Origin of the sequence: Sporosarcina sp. BP05 (assembly GCF_014282005.1) — a bacterium.
Taxonomy (GTDB): domain Bacteria; phylum Bacillota; class Bacilli; order Bacillales_A; family Planococcaceae; genus Sporosarcina.
Genome location: NZ_JACFTD010000011.1, coordinates 53,984 through 73,858 on the forward strand (window position 1 = coordinate 53,984; position 19,875 = coordinate 73,858).

The 19,875-nt window shown below is 41.7% G+C and carries 20 protein-coding genes; 5 read left to right on the top strand and 15 right to left on the bottom strand.

Annotated elements, in window-relative coordinates; translation table 11 throughout:
• Positions 1 to 50: 50 nt before the first annotated feature.
• Positions 51 to 152, bottom strand: a complete 102-nt coding sequence (locus H2672_RS13215; RefSeq protein WP_186672119.1) for a YjcZ family sporulation protein — start codon at positions 150 to 152, stop codon at positions 51 to 53.
• 144 nt (positions 153 to 296) lie between these two features.
• On the opposite strand from H2672_RS13215, the gene H2672_RS13220 reads away from it, so the two are divergent.
• On the top strand, positions 297 to 1,196 hold the full coding sequence (locus H2672_RS13220) for a peptidylprolyl isomerase (protein WP_186672121.1): 900 nt from the start codon (positions 297 to 299) through the stop codon (positions 1,194 to 1,196).
• 861 nt (positions 1,197 to 2,057) lie between these two features.
• Here H2672_RS13220 and yhaM read toward each other — a convergent pair.
• From yhaM to H2672_RS13245, 5 genes are all read right to left on the bottom strand, one after another.
• Positions 2,058 to 2,996: a 3'-5' exoribonuclease YhaM gene (yhaM, locus tag H2672_RS13225; RefSeq protein ID WP_186672124.1), complete on the bottom strand. Its 939-nt coding sequence runs from the start codon at positions 2,994 to 2,996 to the stop codon at positions 2,058 to 2,060.
• Complete coding sequence (locus H2672_RS13230) at positions 2,993 to 5,893, bottom strand: ATP-binding protein (protein ID WP_186672126.1); 2,901 nt, start codon at positions 5,891 to 5,893, stop codon at positions 2,993 to 2,995. The genes yhaM and H2672_RS13230 overlap by 4 nt, the downstream gene beginning before the upstream one ends.
• A 9-nt stretch (positions 5,894 to 5,902) precedes the next feature.
• Positions 5,903 to 7,123 carry a metallophosphoesterase family protein gene (locus H2672_RS13235; RefSeq protein WP_186672128.1) on the bottom strand — a complete coding sequence of 407 codons (1,221 nt, stop codon included), beginning with the start codon at positions 7,121 to 7,123 and terminating at the stop codon, positions 5,903 to 5,905.
• Positions 7,124 to 7,216: 93 nt separating this feature from the next.
• A complete protein-coding gene (locus H2672_RS13240) occupies positions 7,217 to 8,482 on the bottom strand; it encodes an ABC transporter permease (RefSeq protein WP_186672130.1) in 1,266 nt (421 codons plus the stop codon).
• On the bottom strand, positions 8,475 to 9,374 hold the full coding sequence (locus tag H2672_RS13245) for an ABC transporter ATP-binding protein (RefSeq protein ID WP_186672133.1): 900 nt from the start codon (positions 9,372 to 9,374) through the stop codon (positions 8,475 to 8,477). Before H2672_RS13245 ends, H2672_RS13240 begins: the two co-directional genes overlap by 8 nt.
• A 178-nt stretch (positions 9,375 to 9,552) precedes the next feature.
• On the opposite strand from H2672_RS13245, the gene H2672_RS13250 reads away from it, so the two are divergent.
• Complete coding sequence (locus H2672_RS13250; RefSeq protein ID WP_186672135.1) at positions 9,553 to 9,738, top strand: YhzD family protein; 186 nt, start codon at positions 9,553 to 9,555, stop codon at positions 9,736 to 9,738.
• 48 nt (positions 9,739 to 9,786) lie between these two features.
• On the top strand, positions 9,787 to 10,191 hold the full coding sequence (gene mgsA / locus H2672_RS13255; protein WP_186672137.1) for a methylglyoxal synthase: 405 nt from the start codon (positions 9,787 to 9,789) through the stop codon (positions 10,189 to 10,191).
• A 225-nt stretch (positions 10,192 to 10,416) separates the two neighbouring features.
• On the opposite strand, the gene H2672_RS13260 is transcribed toward mgsA, so the two are convergent.
• The 6 genes from H2672_RS13260 to H2672_RS13285 all read right to left on the bottom strand — a co-directional run bounded on the left by H2672_RS13260 (position 10,417) and on the right by H2672_RS13285 (position 15,696).
• Complete coding sequence (locus tag H2672_RS13260) at positions 10,417 to 10,737, bottom strand: hypothetical protein (RefSeq protein ID WP_186672139.1); 321 nt, start codon at positions 10,735 to 10,737, stop codon at positions 10,417 to 10,419.
• Between the two features lie 143 nt (positions 10,738 to 10,880).
• Positions 10,881 to 11,660, bottom strand: coding sequence for an enoyl-CoA hydratase (locus tag H2672_RS13265; RefSeq protein WP_186672141.1), 780 nt, complete (start codon positions 11,658 to 11,660; stop codon positions 10,881 to 10,883).
• 284 nt (positions 11,661 to 11,944) lie between these two features.
• Complete coding sequence (locus H2672_RS13270; protein WP_186672143.1) at positions 11,945 to 13,450, bottom strand: coproporphyrinogen III oxidase; 1,506 nt, start codon at positions 13,448 to 13,450, stop codon at positions 11,945 to 11,947.
• A gap of 273 nt (positions 13,451 to 13,723) precedes the next feature.
• Complete coding sequence (locus H2672_RS13275; protein ID WP_186672144.1) at positions 13,724 to 14,071, bottom strand: YlbF/YmcA family competence regulator; 348 nt, start codon at positions 14,069 to 14,071, stop codon at positions 13,724 to 13,726.
• 11 nt (positions 14,072 to 14,082) lie between these two features.
• Positions 14,083 to 15,240, bottom strand: coding sequence for a DUF445 domain-containing protein (locus H2672_RS13280; RefSeq protein WP_370569651.1), 1,158 nt, complete (start codon positions 15,238 to 15,240; stop codon positions 14,083 to 14,085).
• 63 nt (positions 15,241 to 15,303) lie between these two features.
• Entirely contained in the window at positions 15,304 to 15,696 is a 393-nt protein-coding gene (locus H2672_RS13285) for a ferritin-like domain-containing protein (protein ID WP_186672145.1), read from the bottom strand.
• Between the two features lie 71 nt (positions 15,697 to 15,767).
• Between H2672_RS13285 and H2672_RS13290 the strand changes: the two genes are divergently transcribed.
• Together H2672_RS13290 and H2672_RS13295 are read left to right on the top strand one after the other, a co-directional pair.
• Positions 15,768 to 15,971, top strand: a complete 204-nt coding sequence (locus tag H2672_RS13290) for a YheE family protein (RefSeq protein WP_186672146.1) — start codon at positions 15,768 to 15,770, stop codon at positions 15,969 to 15,971.
• Between the two features lie 53 nt (positions 15,972 to 16,024).
• Positions 16,025 to 16,177: a hypothetical protein gene (locus H2672_RS13295; protein ID WP_186672147.1), complete on the top strand. Its 153-nt coding sequence runs from the start codon at positions 16,025 to 16,027 to the stop codon at positions 16,175 to 16,177.
• A gap of 35 nt (positions 16,178 to 16,212) precedes the next feature.
• On the opposite strand, the gene H2672_RS13300 is transcribed toward H2672_RS13295, so the two are convergent.
• The 3 genes from H2672_RS13300 to H2672_RS13310 form a co-directional block, all read right to left on the bottom strand.
• On the bottom strand, positions 16,213 to 16,458 hold the full coding sequence (locus H2672_RS13300; RefSeq protein WP_186672149.1) for a hypothetical protein: 246 nt from the start codon (positions 16,456 to 16,458) through the stop codon (positions 16,213 to 16,215).
• A gap of 756 nt (positions 16,459 to 17,214) precedes the next feature.
• Positions 17,215 to 18,486, bottom strand: coding sequence for an MFS transporter (locus H2672_RS13305; protein WP_186672151.1), 1,272 nt, complete (start codon positions 18,484 to 18,486; stop codon positions 17,215 to 17,217).
• Between the two features lie 576 nt (positions 18,487 to 19,062).
• Positions 19,063 to 19,662: a hypothetical protein gene (locus H2672_RS13310; RefSeq protein WP_186672153.1), complete on the bottom strand. Its 600-nt coding sequence runs from the start codon at positions 19,660 to 19,662 to the stop codon at positions 19,063 to 19,065.
• Between the last annotated feature and the right edge of the window lie 213 nt (positions 19,663 to 19,875).

Here is a 19,875-nt window from a genome sequence, read left to right on the forward strand (position 1 = left end):
TTTTTCCATTATCGAAGCCTTAGCGCCTAACGCCTAGAGCTTTTCTTGAATTAATTCAGGAAGGCTGCACCGACAATGATTAATAAAATGAACAAAACAACAATCAACGCAAATCCCGAAGTACCTTGGGAACCTTGGTCATATCCGCTCATAGGAGCACCCCCTCTCTCTCTGTATCCTATGCGTAATAATCGACCCGTTGTAGGCAGTATATCCAAGGGGAACCTTTTTGTTTTAGAATTGTTTTTATGTTATAATGTCTACTGTTGCACATAAAAGTTAGGGGAGATTTCAAAATGAAAAAAACTATTTTAGCACTTACAATGGCCGCATCTGTACTTGCACTTTCAGCGTGCAGCGACAAGAATGCCGGCGATGAAGTTCTTGTCAAATCAAAAGCCGGAAATGTAACACAAAGCGAACTTTATAACGAAATGAAGGATGCGCAGGGTGAAAAAACGTTACAACTACTCGTCCTCGAAAAAGTGCTAGATGCAAAATATAAAATTTCTGATAAACAAGTTAATGCAATAGTCAATGATATGAAAGAACAATTAGGTGAAGGTTTCGATGCCTATATCGCTCAAGAAGGTCACACTGAAGAGAGCTTAAGAAAAATCCTTCGTATTAATTTGTTACAAGAAGCTGCTCTTACTGATGGCGTTGAAGTAACAGATAAGGAAATCGAAGAACGCATTAAAATGATGGCTACAGAATTGAATGCTAAACACGTCCTAGTTGCGGATGAAGAGACTGCTCTTAAAGTCAAAAAGGAACTTGAAGGCGGAGCTGATTTCGCTGAAGTAGCGAAAAAGTATTCGACTGAACCGGCTGCAAAAGAATCCGGTGGGGATCTTGGATGGTTTGGCTACGGTAAAATGGTCAAAGAATTCTGGGAAGGTGCGTATGCACTTGATGTGAACGCAATCAGTGAGCCAGTTCAATCGGAACACGGGTTCCACGTTATTAAAGTTACAGAAAAACGTAACATCGAAGCTAAGGAAATGACTAAAGAAGAGAAAGAAAAACTCACTAAAGAAATACAACTTGAGAAGGCAGATCCAAGTACAATTATCCCGAAAATATCTAAGATAATGAAAGATGCTGATGTAAAAGTTGAAGATAAAGACTTGAAATCAGCACTTGATGTATTCTTGGTAGAGCCAGAAGTAAAAAAAGAAGATAAAACTAAATAATACCATTAAGAATTTCAGACTCCTTTTTAGGAGTCTTTTTTATTACTATGTATCATGTCTGTTGATTAACCAAAAGTAACCAGCAAATAACTTGATCGAACACTGGGTGCTACGTGTATAGATGACTTTGTTTTGCTTTGGATTGAATGACTTCTATACGATTACCGAGATGGCTGGATGTGTGGGGGTGCGACTTTGTCGCACCCCCACACATTTTTTTCGGTAATCGCATGGTGATCCTTCATCCGTCGCGCCCCAAATTCATAAATACATGTAGTGCTTGAGCCTTCTGGGACGAAAGAATAAAGGGCAACAACCTGGAGAAAAGCCGCCAAAGATGCAATTTTGGCGGCTGAAACTTTCTATAGCGTTTTCTCTTTTTTTATTAAAGAAGCGTAACTTTCTAGTAGGCATCACATGATTAGACGCATACTCTTTGTTAAAAGTAAGCAAGAAGCACATTATACAACGTACAATAGTGCCCGAAATTGCATCTTCGGGCACTTACACTCTCTATAGAAAGTTATCTACTCTTTTCTTCAAAAACAACTGCATTTCACACTTGAATAGTGTAGGTACGCGACAGGCAACTATTCGCAACAGGATTACTGAAAAGAGTGTGGCTAGAAGTGACGGAGTCACTTCTAGCCACACTAAGACCCCTCAGTAAATCTGTCATGAATAGTTAGCCGAAAGCGAGCCGAAACTGAAACTAGTCCAGTGAAAATAGAGGATATCAAGCCCTTCTCGCCAGTATTTTATGCAAGTAAATGGTTAATCAACAGACATGACTTTGTATAAAAGTTCAAACAAACACCCCCGAAAGACGTCTATCGGGGGTGTTTGTTTTTTCAATATATGTTATTCAATTGATGGTTTGTAAAATGACCTGTTATCCAGCGGGAAAATTCTTTCAGTGAACTCACCAGGAGTCGTCTTGCCAAGTGCGCGGTCCAGCATATTCATCTTCGCATCAATGTTATCGATGTAATGAAGAATTTCCGCTTCTCTCAGCATAGGACGTTTCGGGCTTCCCCACTCTTCCTTGCCGTGGTGGGATAAAACCATATGTTGCAACAGCATGACTTCTTCGCCAGTAATTTCAAGCTCGTCAGCCGCTTTTGAAATTTCATTGACCATAATTGTAATATGACCTAGAAGATTTCCCTCAATCGTATATTGCGTTGCAATTGGACCTGAAAGCTCAATCACTTTTCCAACATCATGCAAAATAATTCCCGCGTACAATAAATCCTTATTGAGTGAAGGATACAGATCCGCTAACGCTTTTCCGAGTTTAAGCATGGAAACAACATGATCGATAAGACCCGATACATAATCATGGTGATTTCGTGTTGCAGCTGGGTACGTCATGAAAGCTGTCTGATGTTTTTTCAATAAATGACGCGTAATTCGTTGAATTTGCGGATTTTGCATTTCAAAGAAATACTGCATCAACTCTTCGTATAGTACTTCCTTACTTGTTGCCGATGACGGAACTAGATCAGCAATCGACACGCCCTCATCTTCTTTCACTGGTCGTATGCTTTTGATGCGCAACTGATTTTTCCCACGGTATTCATGTACTTCCCCGCCAACTTTGACAATCGACGCTGCGGCATATGTCTGCGCGTGCTCATCTGTCGTATCCCATAGTTTCGCTTCAATATCACCGCTTTTATCTTGCAAGATAAGCGTCATAAACGGTTTACCTTGTGTGGTAACGCCTTTTGTTGATTGCTTAATGAGCAAGAAAATTTCAAGTGGCTCACCTGCATTATATTCTGCAATTTGCTTCATATGACCATCGCTCCCCGTTCGTTTCCGATATCGGAAACGTTTAGTATTGTTGCCCCCTGCCATTTATCCTTCATCACTTCGTGGCATGTGAAATAAATGAACTGATGCTTGTTTTGTAGATTGTCTAGTAGTTCAATCATACGCGAAAGTCGCTCTTCGTCAAAGTGAACGAATGGATCATCCAACATTAATGGAAAAGGAGCCGTACTCACTATTGATGCCGCAAGCGCCAACCTAAGCGAAATATAGGCTTGTTCTTTTGTAGCCTGGCTCAGCTCTACAATCGGATAACGCATTCCACTTTTCGCCAATACTTCGAAATGACCCGTTTCCGTTACGCTAAGTGATTCATAATTTCCGCCCGTCAGTTCACAGAACAATTTTTCTGCTGCTTCAAGTACTTCAGGCAATTTCTTTTCTTTCAACTCCGACATTGTCCGTCTGATTGCTTCAGTAATCGCTTTGCGCTCAGACCATTTTTTTGCAAGTTCTGCAAGCTCGGATTTTTTCATTTCGAAGAGCTGTAGTTTACGACCATAATTTTCATCTGTAAGTAGTCGTTCCGTTTTATTAACAAGTGCGGCCTTGTCATTGATTAAGACATTTAGTCTCTCGCTAATTGACAATAGTATTGCGCTATTATCATCCACCTTTATGCGCAACTCATCATCCATAACGCCGTCAGGCAATTCAAGTGGGCCGTATGATGCTAATTGAGCATCGACATCCTCTAGTTGCCCCTTGAGACGCAACGCTTCCTGGTGGATATTGTATGCCGCGTAAAAGGCTTCTTCCGTATCTGCCGCCGCCTCGCTAAACAAAGCCTGCACTTTTTCCAGCAACGAGTTTGCAAGGCTGGATGTTTCTTTCAGCGCTGATTGTTTACGTTCCAAAGCAGCTGACAATGACTTAATTGTTTCTGCTTGTTCACTCAGCTGAAAGAATTCCCTTCTTAGCATCTCATAAATAGCTTCTTTCGGTGCAGATTTCCGAACTATTTTTTCAGCTTCCGCTAACCGCTCAACAATCTGCTGCTGAATCGTTTGTCGCCGTAACACAGCATCATTCAACTCTCTAGTAACTTCCTGAACTTCTCGAATCATACGGAATAATTCCGGGATAATCGCGGTTGAAGGAATTTCATTGAAACCATAAAGCCCTAAAAAATCGGCCAGTTCCAATTCAATTTGCCGCCTATTACTATATGCATTTTCAAGCTCAGCTGTCAGCGTTTGGTATTTCCTTTCAAGTGCCATAAATACTTCTTGTAACTCTTCTTTCTTGCGCTTGTATATGCCAATTCGCTCTGTCAGTTCTTCCATTTGGTCCTCATTCCCGTCATATGCGGCAATGATTTTTTCCATCTGCTGCAGTTTCGATGAATCGGGCGTTTGATCCTGTCTCTTTGAATATAGAGAGATGCCTAATCCTATAAAAATAACACCAGCTATAATTATCAACCATTCTTTTTGGATGAAACCGAAAACGATAAACGCGATTGCAAGTATGACAAGGAGTGCAGGTATCATTAGTGATTTCTGTTCAGCTGATCGTCCACTTAAAGAAACATAGGCTTTCGCTTCAGCAAGTTGCTGGCGGATTTTGGGCCACCGCTGTACATGTTCCAATTCCTTTATAGTAGGTGCAGTACGTTCAGTTCCACCAATTTCAGTTTCGGTATCAGCTAACTCATTTTCCACTTGGATAAGTTGGCGATTCACAAAGCCAATTTGCTGATCGCCTTCGGTAAGTTCTCGGATAATTTTGTGCATGTTTTCTTCCTTTTGGATTGAAACATCAGCCTCAAGAATAGTGTTTTCCGCTTCAAACCCTTTGACACCAAGTCTATCGAGTAGACGTCTTTTTGAACTAGTTAGCTGACTCACGTTATCTTCTTCAAAAGTAACTGCCGTTTGCCATCTATGCCACTCTGTTTCTTTCGCCAGTAAAGTTTCAAGTTCAGCAATGCGTTCAAATTCTTGCTGTTCAGGCATTTTTGCCAGTAGTTCTGCTACTTCTTCTTCCAACCGTTGTTTACTAGCTTCGGCTTCTGTTAACTTCCCAGCCAGCATTTCATAGCGCCGAATACCATCTACCGGAAAGGTTATTGCACTTAGTTGCGACAGTCTTGCATCCAACGCCTGTTTTTTTTGATGAAGGGGGAGTAGCTGTCGCACCAGAGCGAGCTTTTGTGAGTCTTGCATAAGTTCTTTTTCCTGTTCTCTTAACTCTGTAAGCAAGTCATCGATTTCCCGTATTCGTTCAATCGAAGGTGCATATTCCCCCACTTTTTCCTGCTCGTCTTTTAGCTCTATTTCTAATTCCCGAATTTCCATGATTTTGACGTTCATTTCCGGAACTCTTCCTGACTTTTTGAACAAATCTCCCAGCTCTTTTTCCATTCGGTTTCCAAGCTGTAACAAAGAGTCAACGCCAGTGGTTCCCGAAGCAAGAAGTGTCCGGCTTAATTCGTCTTCATTCATTTTTTCGAATCCCTGTAACTGTAACAACGAGAATGAAAAAATGGATTCGAATGAAGCGCGGTCATACTGGCGAAGTAGCGTGTTCAATTGCACTTCTCCACCCTTTGTTCCATCCTCGAAATAGACCGTAACATCACCAACAGATTTTCCACGGATCCGTTCGACGATGCATTTTCCGTATGTCTCATCCACAAGATGCACTTGTCCACCGTACTTGCCGCCAGATTTCGGTTCGTAGCGTAAGAGCACATTGTTTTTTTGTGGGAATCCAAATAAGATATGAAGGATAAACTGCTGAATTGTCGTTTTCCCAGCTTCATTCAATCCATACAAAACAGTAATGCCAGGGCCGAAATCCACCGTAACATTTTCATGTTTTCCGAATCCGTAAATGTTCAACTTTTCAATCCTCATGTAAACACCTCATTCCATTCCCGACATTTCCGCCGTCAACAATACTGTTGCACCGACTTTCACTTCATCTATTTCATCTTCTGTCAAAACGTCTAAATATTTGACGCCACGCGCATGCTGGTAAACATCTTTTAAAACATCTTTCCAGTCTTCTTTCGTCCAGCCATCAATCATCCCAGTAACTGATTGCATCAGTGCACTCGATGCAATCGACGGATTCAACTGCCTCGCAAATGTAATTTTCTGCACCCAGACATAGGGTTCGCTTTCACCGACAAAATCACGCAAGACCTCCAACCATTCTTCCTCCGGCGATTGACTGAACAGATTCGCAGCTTCACTGTCGATATCAGTCATTAACAGCTCCACGATTCCCGCACCATTATGCTCTTTGAATGACTCTAGTGCTTCCGAACATGCCGTCAGCCACTCATTCGCATGGCTTATTCCTCCACAAGACAATTCGAGTCTATCAAAGACAATTGCTGATGTTGGGATGAATTGAAGTGATGCTTTTGTTTTCGAGAGCTCAACTTCATAGAAACCCTTTGTACCACGTTCATTGCGATGACGCCCCTGCAAATTTCCCGGATAAACGATTGGAGGCGATTCATGTAGCTGTTGCCTCACATGGATATGCCCAAGCGCCCAGTAATCATACTGCTTCGCTAGCAACTCATTCTTCGTGAATGGCGCATAAACTGCATGTGTTTCATCTCCCGCCAAACTACCATGCAGCATACCAATATGAAATGCATCATGATTTTCAGCAACAGGATAACGGTCAATCACTTTATCACGGATATGCCGTTCCTTATAACTAAAGCCATAAATTAATACCTCCTTATCATTCACGTTCAGACGTACAGTTTCAACGTTCTCGCCGAAAACATGCACATTCGGCGGCAGATCAAACCTTGTCCATCTGCCACTTAGATGATCATGGTTTCCGTGTGATATAAATACGGGAATGGCTACCGCATCCAATTTAGCCATTCCTTCACGGAACCTCATCTGCGTACGCAAACTCCGATCTTCCCCATCGTAAATGTCACCCGCGATTAAGACAAAATCTGGTTTCGTTTTGACAGCGTGCTCAATTAGTTTAGTAAACGCAGCAAAGGTGCTGTCTCGTAAACTGTTCAAACGATCTGTCGGCAAGCCTGTCATGCCTTTGAATGGGCTGTCGAGATGCAAATCAGCCGTGTGGATAAATCGGATTGTTGACAAGTGGGAACCCTCCTTCATTCGACGAATACTTGTTCTAATTTTACCATAAATAAAAAGACTCTGCGAATTAATCAGAGTCTTTTTATATCTCACTTATTCTTTTCCAAGCTGAATTGCTTTTTTAATATCTTTCAACGAACGAGACGGTCCGTACATAAGAACGCCGCCACGGTAAACACGTGCTCCGAAGAAGCCTAGAAGGAAGATTGTCACAAGCATGATCGCAATTGACAATAACGGTTCCCATACTGGTAACTCCAACATACCAACACGCAAGAACATAACCAGCGGTGCAAAGAACGGGAAGAACGAAGCATATTTTAGATAGGCCATTTCAGGATTTCCGAGCCCCGTTGCCGCAATCATGAACCCTGCCACGATTAGCAACGTCATCGGCATGATGATTTGCTGGACATCTTCCGTCCGGCTAACGAGTGAGCCTAAAAGAGCTGCTAGTGTTGCGAAGAGGAAGTATCCCAATAGGAAGAAAACTATCGCATAGGCAAGTGTTCCTACATTCATATTTGAAAAGCCAAAGAAGGAAAAGAAGCCATCTGTCATCCCAGAAGTTGTCGTCTTCAATGCAATGTACCCGGCCAAACCCAGCAATACCATTTGCAAAAGACCAAGCGATCCAATGCCAAGTACTTTTGCAAACATATGCTTAACAGGCGACACACTCGAGATAAGAATTTCCATCACACGAGATGACTTTTCCGCCGCAACTTCTGTTGCGATCATACTTGAATAAACGATGACTGCAAAGTAGATTAGAAACATAAGTACATAGACAAGTCCGCGCGCCTGGCTCAATTCTTCTTCAGATTTGGCCGACGGTGATACCGATTGCTGCTCAAATTGGATAGGTGCAAATAACGTCTGCACTTGTTCACCAGACAATGATAACTCTTCCGCTTTCATTTCCGTTTGTATCGACTGAAGTGCTTCTTGCAGCATCATTGGAATAGTGAACTCCATCGCGCTCATCGAGACGTAGTTCGCTTGAATTGTATTCGTATTATCAAGTGCAAGCGATACGAACGAGTCAATTTCTCCCTCTTTCACTTGATCCGTAAGTTCCTTCTCCGATTTACTGGACAGTTCTACCTTAATATCTGATTCATTTGACTCGAACTGAGTTTTTAGCCGATCTACAAGAACCCCGCTTTCATCGAGTACTTGCAGCACTTCCTCCGAGTCGCTATCCCCGCCCGTAGCACTTTTAACAGTATCAATAATTTTCTCCATGTTCGCAAACAGGAAAACCGCCGCAATCATGATAGATGTTGTTATGATGAACGATTTCGTTTTCGCTTTGGTCATAAATGCCTGTTTAAAAATGATCATGAATTCACGCATGTTGCTTCCCCACCTTTTCGATGAAAATGTCTTGTAGCGAAGGTTCTTCAATTCCAAAATGGCGAATCGGGCCCGACTTCAATGCCGCTGTCAGCAAATCATTAGCAACTTGCTCAGATTCGACTTGGTAGAGTGCACCTTCAATCGATTTCTGCACTGATTTCACACCTGCAATTGCCGCCAAATGCGCCAATTCATTGTCCGAATTTATGCGTACATTCTGCTTGCCAAATGACCGTTTCACATCACGAAGTGTACCGCTCACAATTTGCTTGCCTTTATCGATAATGCTAAGTTGCTCGCATAATTCTTCGACATGATCCATGCGGTGGCTCGAGAATACAATGGTTGCGCCATCGTTGCGGAATTGTAGAATCGCCTCTTTCAACATTTCAACGTTAACTGGGTCCAACCCTGAAAATGGTTCGTCAAGAATTAACAGTTGAGGATTATGCATAAGAGATGCAATTACTTGTATTTTTTGCTGATTGCCTTTTGATAGTTCTTCAACTTTTTTATTGGCATAATGAGTGATTTCCATTCGTTTAAGCCATTTATTCATAGCCACCTTTGCATCCGTTTTTTTCATACCACGCAATTGTGCTAGAAAAATCAGCTGCTCTTCCACTTTCATTTTCGGATAAAGCCCTCGTTCCTCCGGTAAATAACCAATCTCAGGACTTGTCGCATAAGAAATCGGCTTTCCATTCCACGTAATCCGCCCTTCATTGGCGTTCAATAAACCAAGAATCATCCGAAACGTCGTCGTCTTACCTGCACCGTTCGCACCGAGAAACCCGTACATCGTTCCTTTATTAACAGACAGTGTCAAATCATCTACCGCGGTAAAATCCCCAAATCGTTTCGTGACATTTTCAAGTAGTAATGACATTTTGCTACCCCTTTCGAATTTCCCAATAGTAACTATACGTATCTAGCATGCAGAAGTTTCAACTTAATTTCCATTTAGAGAATAGCAGCAACTTTACCATATGAAGTATTTTTTTACAAATTTCTTTTCCGGACCTTTCATGTATAATGAATTAAATAGAGTGGAAAGGGTGAATTATGTGAGAACATATAAACTAACAGCTTTCGAACCAACAGGCGCACTAATTACAGAAGATACATTCACAGCTGAAACAGACGATGCAGCAAAGGAAAAAGGTCAAGTAATGCTCGAGGAGAAAAACCTTCTCAACAAAACACACCGCCTTGCCTCTCCAGCTGGCAAGTTATTATTGTTCCATTCTTAAACATAAAAATGAGCATTTCCATCATACAAATAGACGGGGTGTTACGAAGTGAAAATCGCATTAATTGCCCATGATGAAAAGAAAAATGAAATGGTGAATTTCACAATCGCCTACGAACATATCTTTTCGCAATACACATTATTTGCTACCGGTACAACTGGAAAAAGAATCATGGACGAAACTAATTTATCTGTGACTCGACTTAATTCGGGACCTTTAGGTGGTGATCAGCAAATTGGTGCAATGGTTGCGACTGGCGATTTGGACTTGATCCTATTCTTCCGTGATCCACTAACTGCTCAACCACATGAACCTGACGTCAGTGCATTATTGCGGCTTTGTGATGTCTACGGCATCCCGCTAGCTACGAATATCGCAACGGCTGAACTATTAATTCGTGCTGTGGAAAAAGGGTATTTTTCGTGGCGTGAAATGCTTGATAAATATAAGTAAGAAAAGCGGAATGCGCCGCATAGCTCCGACAGGCATAAGACGGGCCAACGACGCGGCGAACTTCCGCAAAGTTGGGCTGGCTTATGACCCGAGGAGTTGGCGCCTCTAGCTAGACACTGCTACAGGTTGAAAAGTTTATACTTTATTACCATTTTAAAAAGTACCAAGCATAAATCCGGTTGTTCAACGGATGCATGCTTGGTACTTTTTTATTTACGCAGGCTGTTAGGAATGAAAGCGTTGGATCAAATTGTTGATTTCCATATCAAGCTTGCTTATTTTTTGGTTCAAATACTGGATATCGATTTTATCACCTTTGATTTCATCGCCTACAACTTGAAAAGTATGTTGTTGCTGTTCCAACTGGGATTCAACATGTTTAAAATGACTCCTGTTCTTCGTTTGATTGAGACGCACTTCTTCCGTCAAACTTCTGATGTCCTGTTCAACCTTATCGAAACGCTTGTCGACCTGATCGAAACGACTTTCCATTTGGTCAAAACGCTTGTCCATTTGCTCCATGAACTGTTTTAACAACTCTTCCATTTTTCCAACCTCACTTTCTAACGAAATTATCTTATAACTAATCATAGAATATTCCTTATCATTTCGTAATGCACTCAAAAAGACACTGATTTAATAAGCAGTAATAACTCGCCTGCTAAATCAGTGTCCGTATTACTAAAAAATCATTTCCCTATAAATTCCGGCTTACGTTTCCCTACAAATGCCTGAATACCTTCCAAGTGGTCTACCGTTTTCCGCATCGCCACTTGTGCTTCGCTTTCCATTTTTAACACATTTTCGAGTTCTGCTGTTTTCTGGGCATGCAATATATGCTTCGATGCAATCATTGCTGCAATCGGCGACGCAAGCAGCTTATGAGCAAACGCTTCGCCGCGTTCAGCACCATTACCTTGCGCAGTCACTTCATCGATTAGTCCTTTTTCAAGTGCTTCTTGACCATTCATCACTTTTCCTGACCAAATAAGGCTTTTCGCTTGAGGCACACCAACACGTTCTTTTAAGAAGAAATGACCAGCTCCATCGGGAATTAGACCAATGCCGATGAAGTTCATCGCAAGTTTACTCTCTTCTTCTGCAATAATATGATCGCAGCCAAGTACAAGGCTAAACCCAAGTCCCGCCGCTGCGCCATGCACAACCGCAATCGTAACTTGCGGTAATGTATAAAGTGCCTTCGCGAGGCGTGACACGTCTATCATCACATTACCAATGTCCATTGGGCTATCCGGATCTAGCATCGCTTTAATATCTCCGCCCGCTGAAAATGCACGGCCAGCTCCTTGAATCACTAGAACTTGGACTGTCGCATCACTTTTCAATGCCTCAAAAACATCCGCAAGTTCCTTCATCATGACACTATCCATCGCGTTCATCGACGCGGGCCTATTCAACGTTAGATGCGCAAGGCGCCCCTCTTTTTTTAATTCGACAGTTGTATACATAAAAAAACACCCCTTCATAAGAAATGAATTACCATTCACTTCTTAGATTCGGTGTTTTTTCAATAAACCCTTTATTTAAAAGATAAAGTATACGTTTTTCAACCTAGAGTAGTGTCTAGCTCCAGCGCCTAGTCCCTTGAGTCGCTTCAGTCCTTAAGTTAAAGGCAAAGAGCGCCTTTATCTTAAGGCCCTTCGACGTACAGGACGTACTAGTGCCGACGTTGCCACAGGACGTGGCAACGTCGGCCAGCGCTTTTCGGGTCTATCAAGGCGCTTGCGCTTTTCTAATTAACCGTCTTCGGAAAAGTCGCGTCAAGATGAGCGAGTTTCTTCACAATTGAATCTTCATACGTCAGAATATAAGCTGCCGGATCTTTCGGATTATAGAACTGCGTAATTTTCCCCGTTTCAGGGTCCATGAACTTGCTTGAAGCTCCACATCCAACTCCGATAATTGTCTGTACCTCTTCCATAATAATAATGTTGTAGATACTCTCTTCACCCGGTTTTGCGTAGCCGACATTTTCCAGGTTACCTAAAATGTTCTTTTGGCGATACAAATAGTAAGGTTCATAGCCATTTGCAGCATTCCACTCTTCTCCAAGTTTCATCATTTGCTCAACAGTTTCACGATTCGCGACTTTGTATTTATCTTTATTGCGGGTCATTTCAGATGCCCGTTTGAATGACAATGTGTGAACTGTCAGCGATTCAGGTTGCATTTTTTCAGTCTCCGCAAGTGAATGCTTGAATTCTTCCATTCCTTCATTTGGTAAACCAATGATGAGATCCATATTGATATTTTTCATGCCCATATCGCGTGATAGCCAGAACTTATCGACTGTTTCTTGGACAGTATGGTGACGGCCGATTGCTTTCAGTGTTTCATCTGTATAGGATTGTGGATTGACGCTTATCCGGTCAATACCCCACTTTTTCAGTACATCGATTTTTGCAGGTGTAATCGTATCAGGACGACCCGCTTCTACCGTGATTTCTCTGACTTTATCCATGTTAGGGAATGAGGCATACATCGTTTCATATAGTGCATCCATTTCTTCTGCCTCAATAGATGTTGGTGTACCTCCGCCGAAGTATATCGTCGTAATGGCCATGTCTCGCGCTGTCAGCCATTTCCCCATTTCCCGGATTTCGTCGTGTAATCCGTCTAAGAATGTTTCGACTCGGCCATTTTTCCGATTAATCGCATAGGCTGGGAATGTGCAATACGCACATTTTGTCGGGCAAAATGGAATGCCTATATAAATACTTACTTCATTTTTTAATTCATGTAGATCAGGCACGGAACGAAGTTGAACATCTGCAATTTTCGCGAGTAGCTCACTTTTTTCATTCGAAAGTCGATGGCTATCCATTAGCAATTGCTGAGCCTCTTCCGTACTGTATCCCTCGCGGCGATATTTATGGTACAGTTTCATCGGGCGGATCCCTGTCAGAATTCCCCACGATTGATGCATCCCCGTTGCCTGTTCAAGCGTTTCAAGGAAGACATGTGAATAAATCCGCTTTAACTGGCGAGTAATCGCTTTATCATCGTCCGTTTCTTCTACCTCAGAAAACACTGCAGAATACTCCACGCCATCCCATGTAAGGATTGCCTTTCCGACAAGTTGTCCATCAAGCGTCCGATCCAACGTCAAATTCGCCAGTATCGCTCCCTCTTCATCCTCACCGATGATTTTTGATTGTTCAAAGAACAGGTTTGCAAGATGCGTGAACATCCTAATCCAGCCCTGTTCATAGTTTTCTTTCATAACGATTTTTTGCAATGTGTATACCCAACTTTCTATTAATCAATCCGAAGTTTTTTCTTTAGAAGACCATAAAATCATTATAGCAAATTTACGGAGTGAAGGAATAAGAAAAGCGAAAGGCGCCTTCTAGACGCGATAGGCATAAGTCGATCCAGCGACGTGGCGCTCTTTGCCACATAGCTGGATTGCTTATGACCCGAGCGGCTGGCGCCTGGAGCTAGACACTAGTATAAGTCAAAAAAGCGTATACTTTCTTATTTTTGAAGAAAAACCGGCCTAGGCCGGTTTTTAGATGGACTCGTATAATTGTTGTACTGGTTTCATCAGTACACGGTTTACTTCTTCAATCAAGCCACTCAATTTCATTTCTGCTTCGAGCATTTTCATGATTTTAGGATTCTGCTGCGCAAGTTGTGCAGTCTTTTGAGCGTATTCAAGTTCTTCAGCAACTGGTTCTTCACCTTGCATCTGTTTTTCCTGAAGGCTCAATTGGATTTTACGGAAGCTTTTGAACAACGCTAGTGCATCGTCATCTGCCTTTACTTCTACTACCGCTTGCTGTACTTCCATAAATTCATCAGTCTTTCTGAACGTTGCTTCCAATTTGTTTAAATCGTCGTAAATATTCACTGTCATGTATAGTCCCCCTAGGATAAATTTGTTGCCAAGACGATAAGGCCTTGAACGATTCCAATCAAACCGCCAAGAAATGCCCCGAGTACGGTAATCATCTTGAACTCGCGCTTTGAAATACCAAGCACGAGATCTTCCAAGACTGCAACCGGAAACGTATCGACTTGCTCTCTAACCATATCATCTATTTTGAGTTTGCGGAGCGATATTTCCATTTGTTTTTCTGCCTGTTTGAATGCGAAGTTAGTCAGCACCGGTGTTACGTTGGTAGCTGTCCATGCCGATCCACCAGGCCAATAATCATGTATCGTCTTATTCAAACGGTCTTCTAACACAAGTTCTTTCAACGCATATGACCGGACTGAATCGAACAATCCATCCCAATCAAATCCTGAAAGAAGTTCCTCAACAGGACGTTTTTGAAGCTTTTCCCATTCATTAAGTATAATCGTGTTCACAAGATCATATGTCCCAGGTGCTGAGACGAATTTCAATGCTTCACGCTGGACTTTTCCAACAAGCGATTCAGATTCTCCAAAAAACATATTTACCATGCTTCCAAGTGTACCTTTCGTTGCTAGGAAATCATCAATCATTTTACCGAACATTGCTTTTCCTTCATCCGATTCGAAGTAGTGTTCCGACTTGCTTAAAATGTAGGTTGTCACGGCTGGAATGCGCCCTGCTGCTTCTACCCGCCACTTTTGCGGTAGCACCTCTTCTACCGATCCCGTCGTCAGTTTTGCACGAACGGCGTTAAGCTGGGTATCGAGTACTTCCAACACTTTCCGCTCTGCTTTCTGTGCAACATTTGTCGCCCCGGCAGTATCAAGCCAGTCATTCAATGTTTTATCAGAGAGAAGGATATGCTGCTCAAGTTTTTGCTGAAGGAAATACTCTGCTTTCTTCTCCATGTCATCAGTCAATAATTTCTTTCTGAACGTTTCTGGTGTTAATAAATACTTTGTTACTGTCTTACCAAGTTGCATTGCCAGTTCATCGCGCCGCTTCGGTATCAATCCTGGTGTAAACGGCACACGCCATTTCCCAATATATTTTGCTTCGTGTGGCCTAAACAGCATTTTAATCGCTAGATGATTTGTAAATCCACCGATTAACGCACCAATTAATGCCATGAATAACAATGTCCATAAGAAACCCAAATGATTCACCTTTTTCCGTATCGTTAAGCCCTAATTATAACAGAACTCAACCGAACGTAAAAACTCAAAGGCTTATCTAAGTGCGTTGTACATTGTCGACATACGAATAGCATGTTCCATTTCATCATGCATGGCGATGAAAAACGGATTGTAGGCCTGCTGGAATGGTACTGTCAGCAGCATCTCCTTATACATTTCAACTCCCTCAAGCTCATTCACCAATGCCCGCTGAACACACTCTTTTAAGTTATAACAAGGCAAAGGTTTCTTTGGGTTTTGTACAAATGTCCCTGTCATCATATAATAGAGCTGTTGAAACATTTCATAATGACTTTTTTCATCTTCATATATATGTTGAAGAAAGTCTTGCCAAAGTGGATCATTCGTCATGCCGTGCATTGATTTATAAAAATAATAATCTTTGTACTCATCCTCGATGGCCTGCTTTAATTTATCAACAAACAAGTCAGCACCCTTTCGCTTTCTTTTCTTGATATTATGCGGACGGGTAGCGTCTTATGAGAGGAGTAGACTACATGCTGCAACATTTCAGCTTTAAACCCATGTTTGACAATACGCAATTACCAGGCTGGACATTCTCATTTTTCTTCCGCAACACGAGGTACACCGGTGACTATTTACCTGAGGGTGCCATTGTTTGGGCCGGAGAAACGCCGCCTGAAGAAGACAATTTGAAAAAAATGATCCATGAATTGATGATTTTCCACGTCTATGATTGATTCATGATAACTTCGGGAATACTGTCCTTCATGACGTATTAAGGAGGCGCAGTATGACTAACGAAAAATCCCCTGAAGAGTTGCGTAAAGAAAAAGAACAGTTAAAAGTACAAGATCAGAAAACTGAAAATGTCTTTGAAGATAAAAGTCGAGTTCCCAACGAGCAAAATGCTTGGAAAGAAACGCAATTTAAAAGAGGCGAATAAGAAAACTCCCTGCATCTCATATGCAGGGAGTTTTCTTATTCTACATTTCTTGTTTCCTCTATGCCAACCGCGTGCCTTGTATCTTCTTCCAAATATTTGTTACTGTTCGTGTCGTTCGTTCCCCTCGTCATATCGTCATAAGGCGTAAAAGGCGTAAAAGGCGTAAACATATTTCCTGACTTCTTCTTATTAAAAAGTGTCTTGTAGATTGCAAAACCAATCAACACCATACCTCCGAGTCCCAATACAATGGCAACAACAGCTACTATGGTAATGCCCATAAGAACACCCCTTTTTATTTATTATACTACTACTAAACCAGATTACGTCTGTCGTTTAACCAAAAATAACAAATAAATAACTTGATCACCCCTGCCCACTACTAGTATAGTTGCGCTTTGGATTGAATGACTTCTATACGATTACCGGGATGTCAGGATATGTGGGAATGCGACTTTGTCGCATCCCCACATACTTTTCGGTAATCGTATGGTGATCCTTCATCCTTCGCACTTCAAAAACACAGATACACGAAGTGCTGAAGCTTTTTGGGACGAAAGAATAGCTGACTTCTTACCTGGAGAAAAGCCGCCAAAGATGCAATTTTGGCGGCTGAAAATTTCTATAGGGTTTTCTCTTTTTTACTAGTAAAGAAGTGTCACTTTCTATAAGGAATCACATGATTACATGCATACTCTTTGCTAGAAGTAAGCAAGAAACGCATTGTACAACGGGAAAGAGTGCCCGAAATTGCATATTCGGGCACTTACACTCTCTATAGAATGTCATTTACTCTTTTCTTCCAAAACAACTGCATTTTTCACTTGAATAGTGTAGGTAAGCGACAGGCAACTATTCACAACAGGATTACTGAAAAAAGCGTGGCTAGAAGACCTCAGTAAATCTGTCATGAATAGTTAGCCGTAAGCGGGCCGAAAATAGTCCAGTGAAAATGGAGGATATCAAGCCCTTCTCACCAGTACTTTATGCAAATAAATGGTTAATCAACAGACGTAAAACCAGATTCAGCTAACTACTCAACCTCCCGACAGCTTTCTCCTGCCAAAAATGAAGTAATAGTAAGTCGACGAAACGACATAGAGGCCCGCCGTTATTGTGAATGCATAGGCATAACCCCAATACGAACCACTTGCCATTACAAGTCCCGCCGCTACAGGGCCCATGGTTGCCCATCCAATATTAAACACAGTTTGGTTCACGGAGTTAGCAAGCCCTTTGTATTTATCAGCAACAATTTCCATTGCAATAGCACTTTGAATCGGATTTCCGGCGTTCATAAGCGCCTGGCGCATTAGGAATCCGAGTGACGCTAACAACAGCGATGTCGTATAAGCGGTTAATAGTAAAAATGGAATCGATAGCATTTGGAACAGGATAAGTGCTTTCACTTTACCAACCTTTTTCACTAGTGCCGGACCAATAAGCATAGCTACCGCCGTCATCGCAGATCCGAGTGATAAAATAAGGCCAATATATGCATTAGAGGCATCAAATCGATTTGAGAAATATAAATTCAAGTACGGCACAACGAGACCAGAACCGAACCCTATCAGTAAACTCGCAAACGAGAAGTGGAAAATCAGAATAATATTCCGCTTAAAGCTACTGTCGACTTTCTCCATTTCTTGCTCCGCGGGTTCAGAAGACGTTTTCTTTACGTGCACCGGTTCAGGTAGTTTGTTTTGAAGTTTAAATAAGGGAAGTAAACCAATTATGAAAATGGTTGCCCCCGTCAGTAGCGCCCATCGAATCGCATCAGCTGCACCAAGAGCAAAGAAGACTTCCAGTACATCCGCAATAACGCCCCCAAGCAAACTACCGATTACATTCGCAACCGTCATTAGAGCGAAGTGGATACTGAACATATGGACCCGCTCGGCGGGCTTAGAATTTTCGGCGAGGAAGGGAACACCCGAAACTTGCACGAATGCCATGAATAAACCCGTCAGAAATGCCGCGTAAATAATTGGTGTTTCGGCAACGGCAACACTTCGGTAAAACAATGTCATTCCTCCGAAAATTGCACCGCCGACAATCATCCATTTTCGACCGAATTTATCGCTTAGAAATCCAGCTGGCACGAGCATAATTGCTGATGCCAGCGCCGTCATGGAAATAACTTTTCCGTTGATGGTTTCAGGCATACCCAGCTCTTTTATATAGAGATTGTACATGACCATAAATACACCCATCCCGATCTGGATAAGTACATTTGCTAGCATGAACAACCTGACATTTTTATTGAACGAAGCTATTTTCATCTTCCAATCCGCAAACCATTTCCCCATAGTATTCCAACTTTCCGCACGAGATACTTCGTAACTCTAAATATACGTCTTTCAGAATAGTTTTTCAATCTCCATTGTATAATTTTTCAATTGCGTTGTTCCAGTTACTGACACAATGTATTTCCCCATACTCTGGTGGATGCTTGAATACGTATGTAAACTAAGCGAAGGTGCCTTACAGAGGTAGGCGAAGCCATGGGACTGATAGCCGCGTAGCGGTCAGGCTTATGGCGGGAGGCATGCCCTAAGCGCCGAAGTGGATTCAATGGCAATCTTCATCTTCACTCCCACACTGGAATGTACCAGACCAAAGAAAAAGGACTCCCCACTTACACTAACGGGTTCTCTTTTGGGGGACAAAGCATACAAATAACATCGGAAATCGCACCCATTCCAGAAGGTAAAGTGTAAGGAAATCATCGAATAAAACACTCAAAAAGAGCACCATTTCGGTGCTCTTTTTGAGTGTTTTATTCTAAGTTGTGAGCGACATTTCACAACAACTTATTTACTCCAACTAAGTGCATCCGTTAGTTGGGTAATCCCTTTTGAAGTTTCATTAAATACTTTTGTAGTTTAATCACCTTGCGTTAGTGTTCTCAACATCTCCTTGTCACCAAGGTAAGTTATTTTCTCTATACCTTCATCACGTATAATAGCTATACCCGTGATTTCTGCATTAACTTTCTCATTTCCTTTTTCTTCATAATCAATATAAGCCGTAAAGTTATAATTCGTTGGAGTGTCTTTGTTTTGCTCCACTTCAATTTTAGTTACGGTTATTTGATAGTCATATTTGTTGGCTGCTTCGTGAAACATTAATGCTTGACTCGTCGAAACGAATCTATCGTAACCGCTATCCGTGAAATAAGGTCCATAGGTATCCTTTAAATAAATGTTATACTCGCTATCTAATGGTAATTGTCCACCCTCCGTCTGTTCTTCCGCCCACTTATCCAGAGCGTTTATTTTACGTATTGCTTCTTCATTAGGAGCATTCAGCTCATACTTCAGGAAGTCTTGAATGAGTTCTTTATTTTTATCCTGCGGTTCGGATTGGGAGCATCCTGTAACTAAAAGACAAATAAGAACAATAAATAGGGAGACTCCAGTTTTCAATTTAATGTTCTTCTTTCTAATGATTGAAATATAATTCCTTAGTGATTTATGATACATAACATTTCCCCCATTTAAACTTTTTTGGAACTACTTCTTATACGTAATAGACATAAGAAAAGTTCCGTTTTCAGAACATTTCTTATTGTCAATTAAGAAAGTGAACTATATTCCTTTTTTATCCACAACAAGAAGAATACATCCACTAGTCCATTCATCTTAAATACAGGATATCCTTTATGCCGAATACCTTATCAATTATTCCCAATCGTT

Coding starts and splice junctions, on each gene's coding strand:
- H2672_RS13215 (WP_186672119.1), bottom strand. CDS start 152: ATGAGCGGATATGACCAAGGTTCCCAAGGTACTTCGGGATTTGCGTTG.
- H2672_RS13220 (WP_186672121.1), top strand. CDS start 297: ATGAAAAAAACTATTTTAGCACTTACAATGGCCGCATCTGTACTTGCA.
- yhaM (WP_186672124.1), bottom strand. CDS start 2,996: ATGAAGCAAATTGCAGAATATAATGCAGGTGAGCCACTTGAAATTTTC.
- H2672_RS13230 (WP_186672126.1), bottom strand. CDS start 5,893: ATGAGGATTGAAAAGTTGAACATTTACGGATTCGGAAAACATGAAAAT.
- H2672_RS13240 (WP_186672130.1), bottom strand. CDS start 8,482: ATGCGTGAATTCATGATCATTTTTAAACAGGCATTTATGACCAAAGCG.
- H2672_RS13245 (WP_186672133.1), bottom strand. CDS start 9,374: ATGTCATTACTACTTGAAAATGTCACGAAACGATTTGGGGATTTTACC.
- H2672_RS13260 (WP_186672139.1), bottom strand. CDS start 10,737: ATGGAAGAGTTGTTAAAACAGTTCATGGAGCAAATGGACAAGCGTTTT.
- H2672_RS13265 (WP_186672141.1), bottom strand. CDS start 11,660: ATGTATACAACTGTCGAATTAAAAAAAGAGGGGCGCCTTGCGCATCTA.
- H2672_RS13275 (WP_186672144.1), bottom strand. CDS start 14,071: ATGACAGTGAATATTTACGACGATTTAAACAAATTGGAAGCAACGTTC.
- H2672_RS13290 (WP_186672146.1), top strand. CDS start 15,768: ATGCTGCAACATTTCAGCTTTAAACCCATGTTTGACAATACGCAATTA.
- H2672_RS13295 (WP_186672147.1), top strand. CDS start 16,025: ATGACTAACGAAAAATCCCCTGAAGAGTTGCGTAAAGAAAAAGAACAG.
- H2672_RS13300 (WP_186672149.1), bottom strand. CDS start 16,458: ATGGGCATTACCATAGTAGCTGTTGTTGCCATTGTATTGGGACTCGGA.
- H2672_RS13305 (WP_186672151.1), bottom strand. CDS start 18,486: ATGGGGAAATGGTTTGCGGATTGGAAGATGAAAATAGCTTCGTTCAAT.
- H2672_RS13310 (WP_186672153.1), bottom strand. CDS start 19,662: ATGTATCATAAATCACTAAGGAATTATATTTCAATCATTAGAAAGAAG.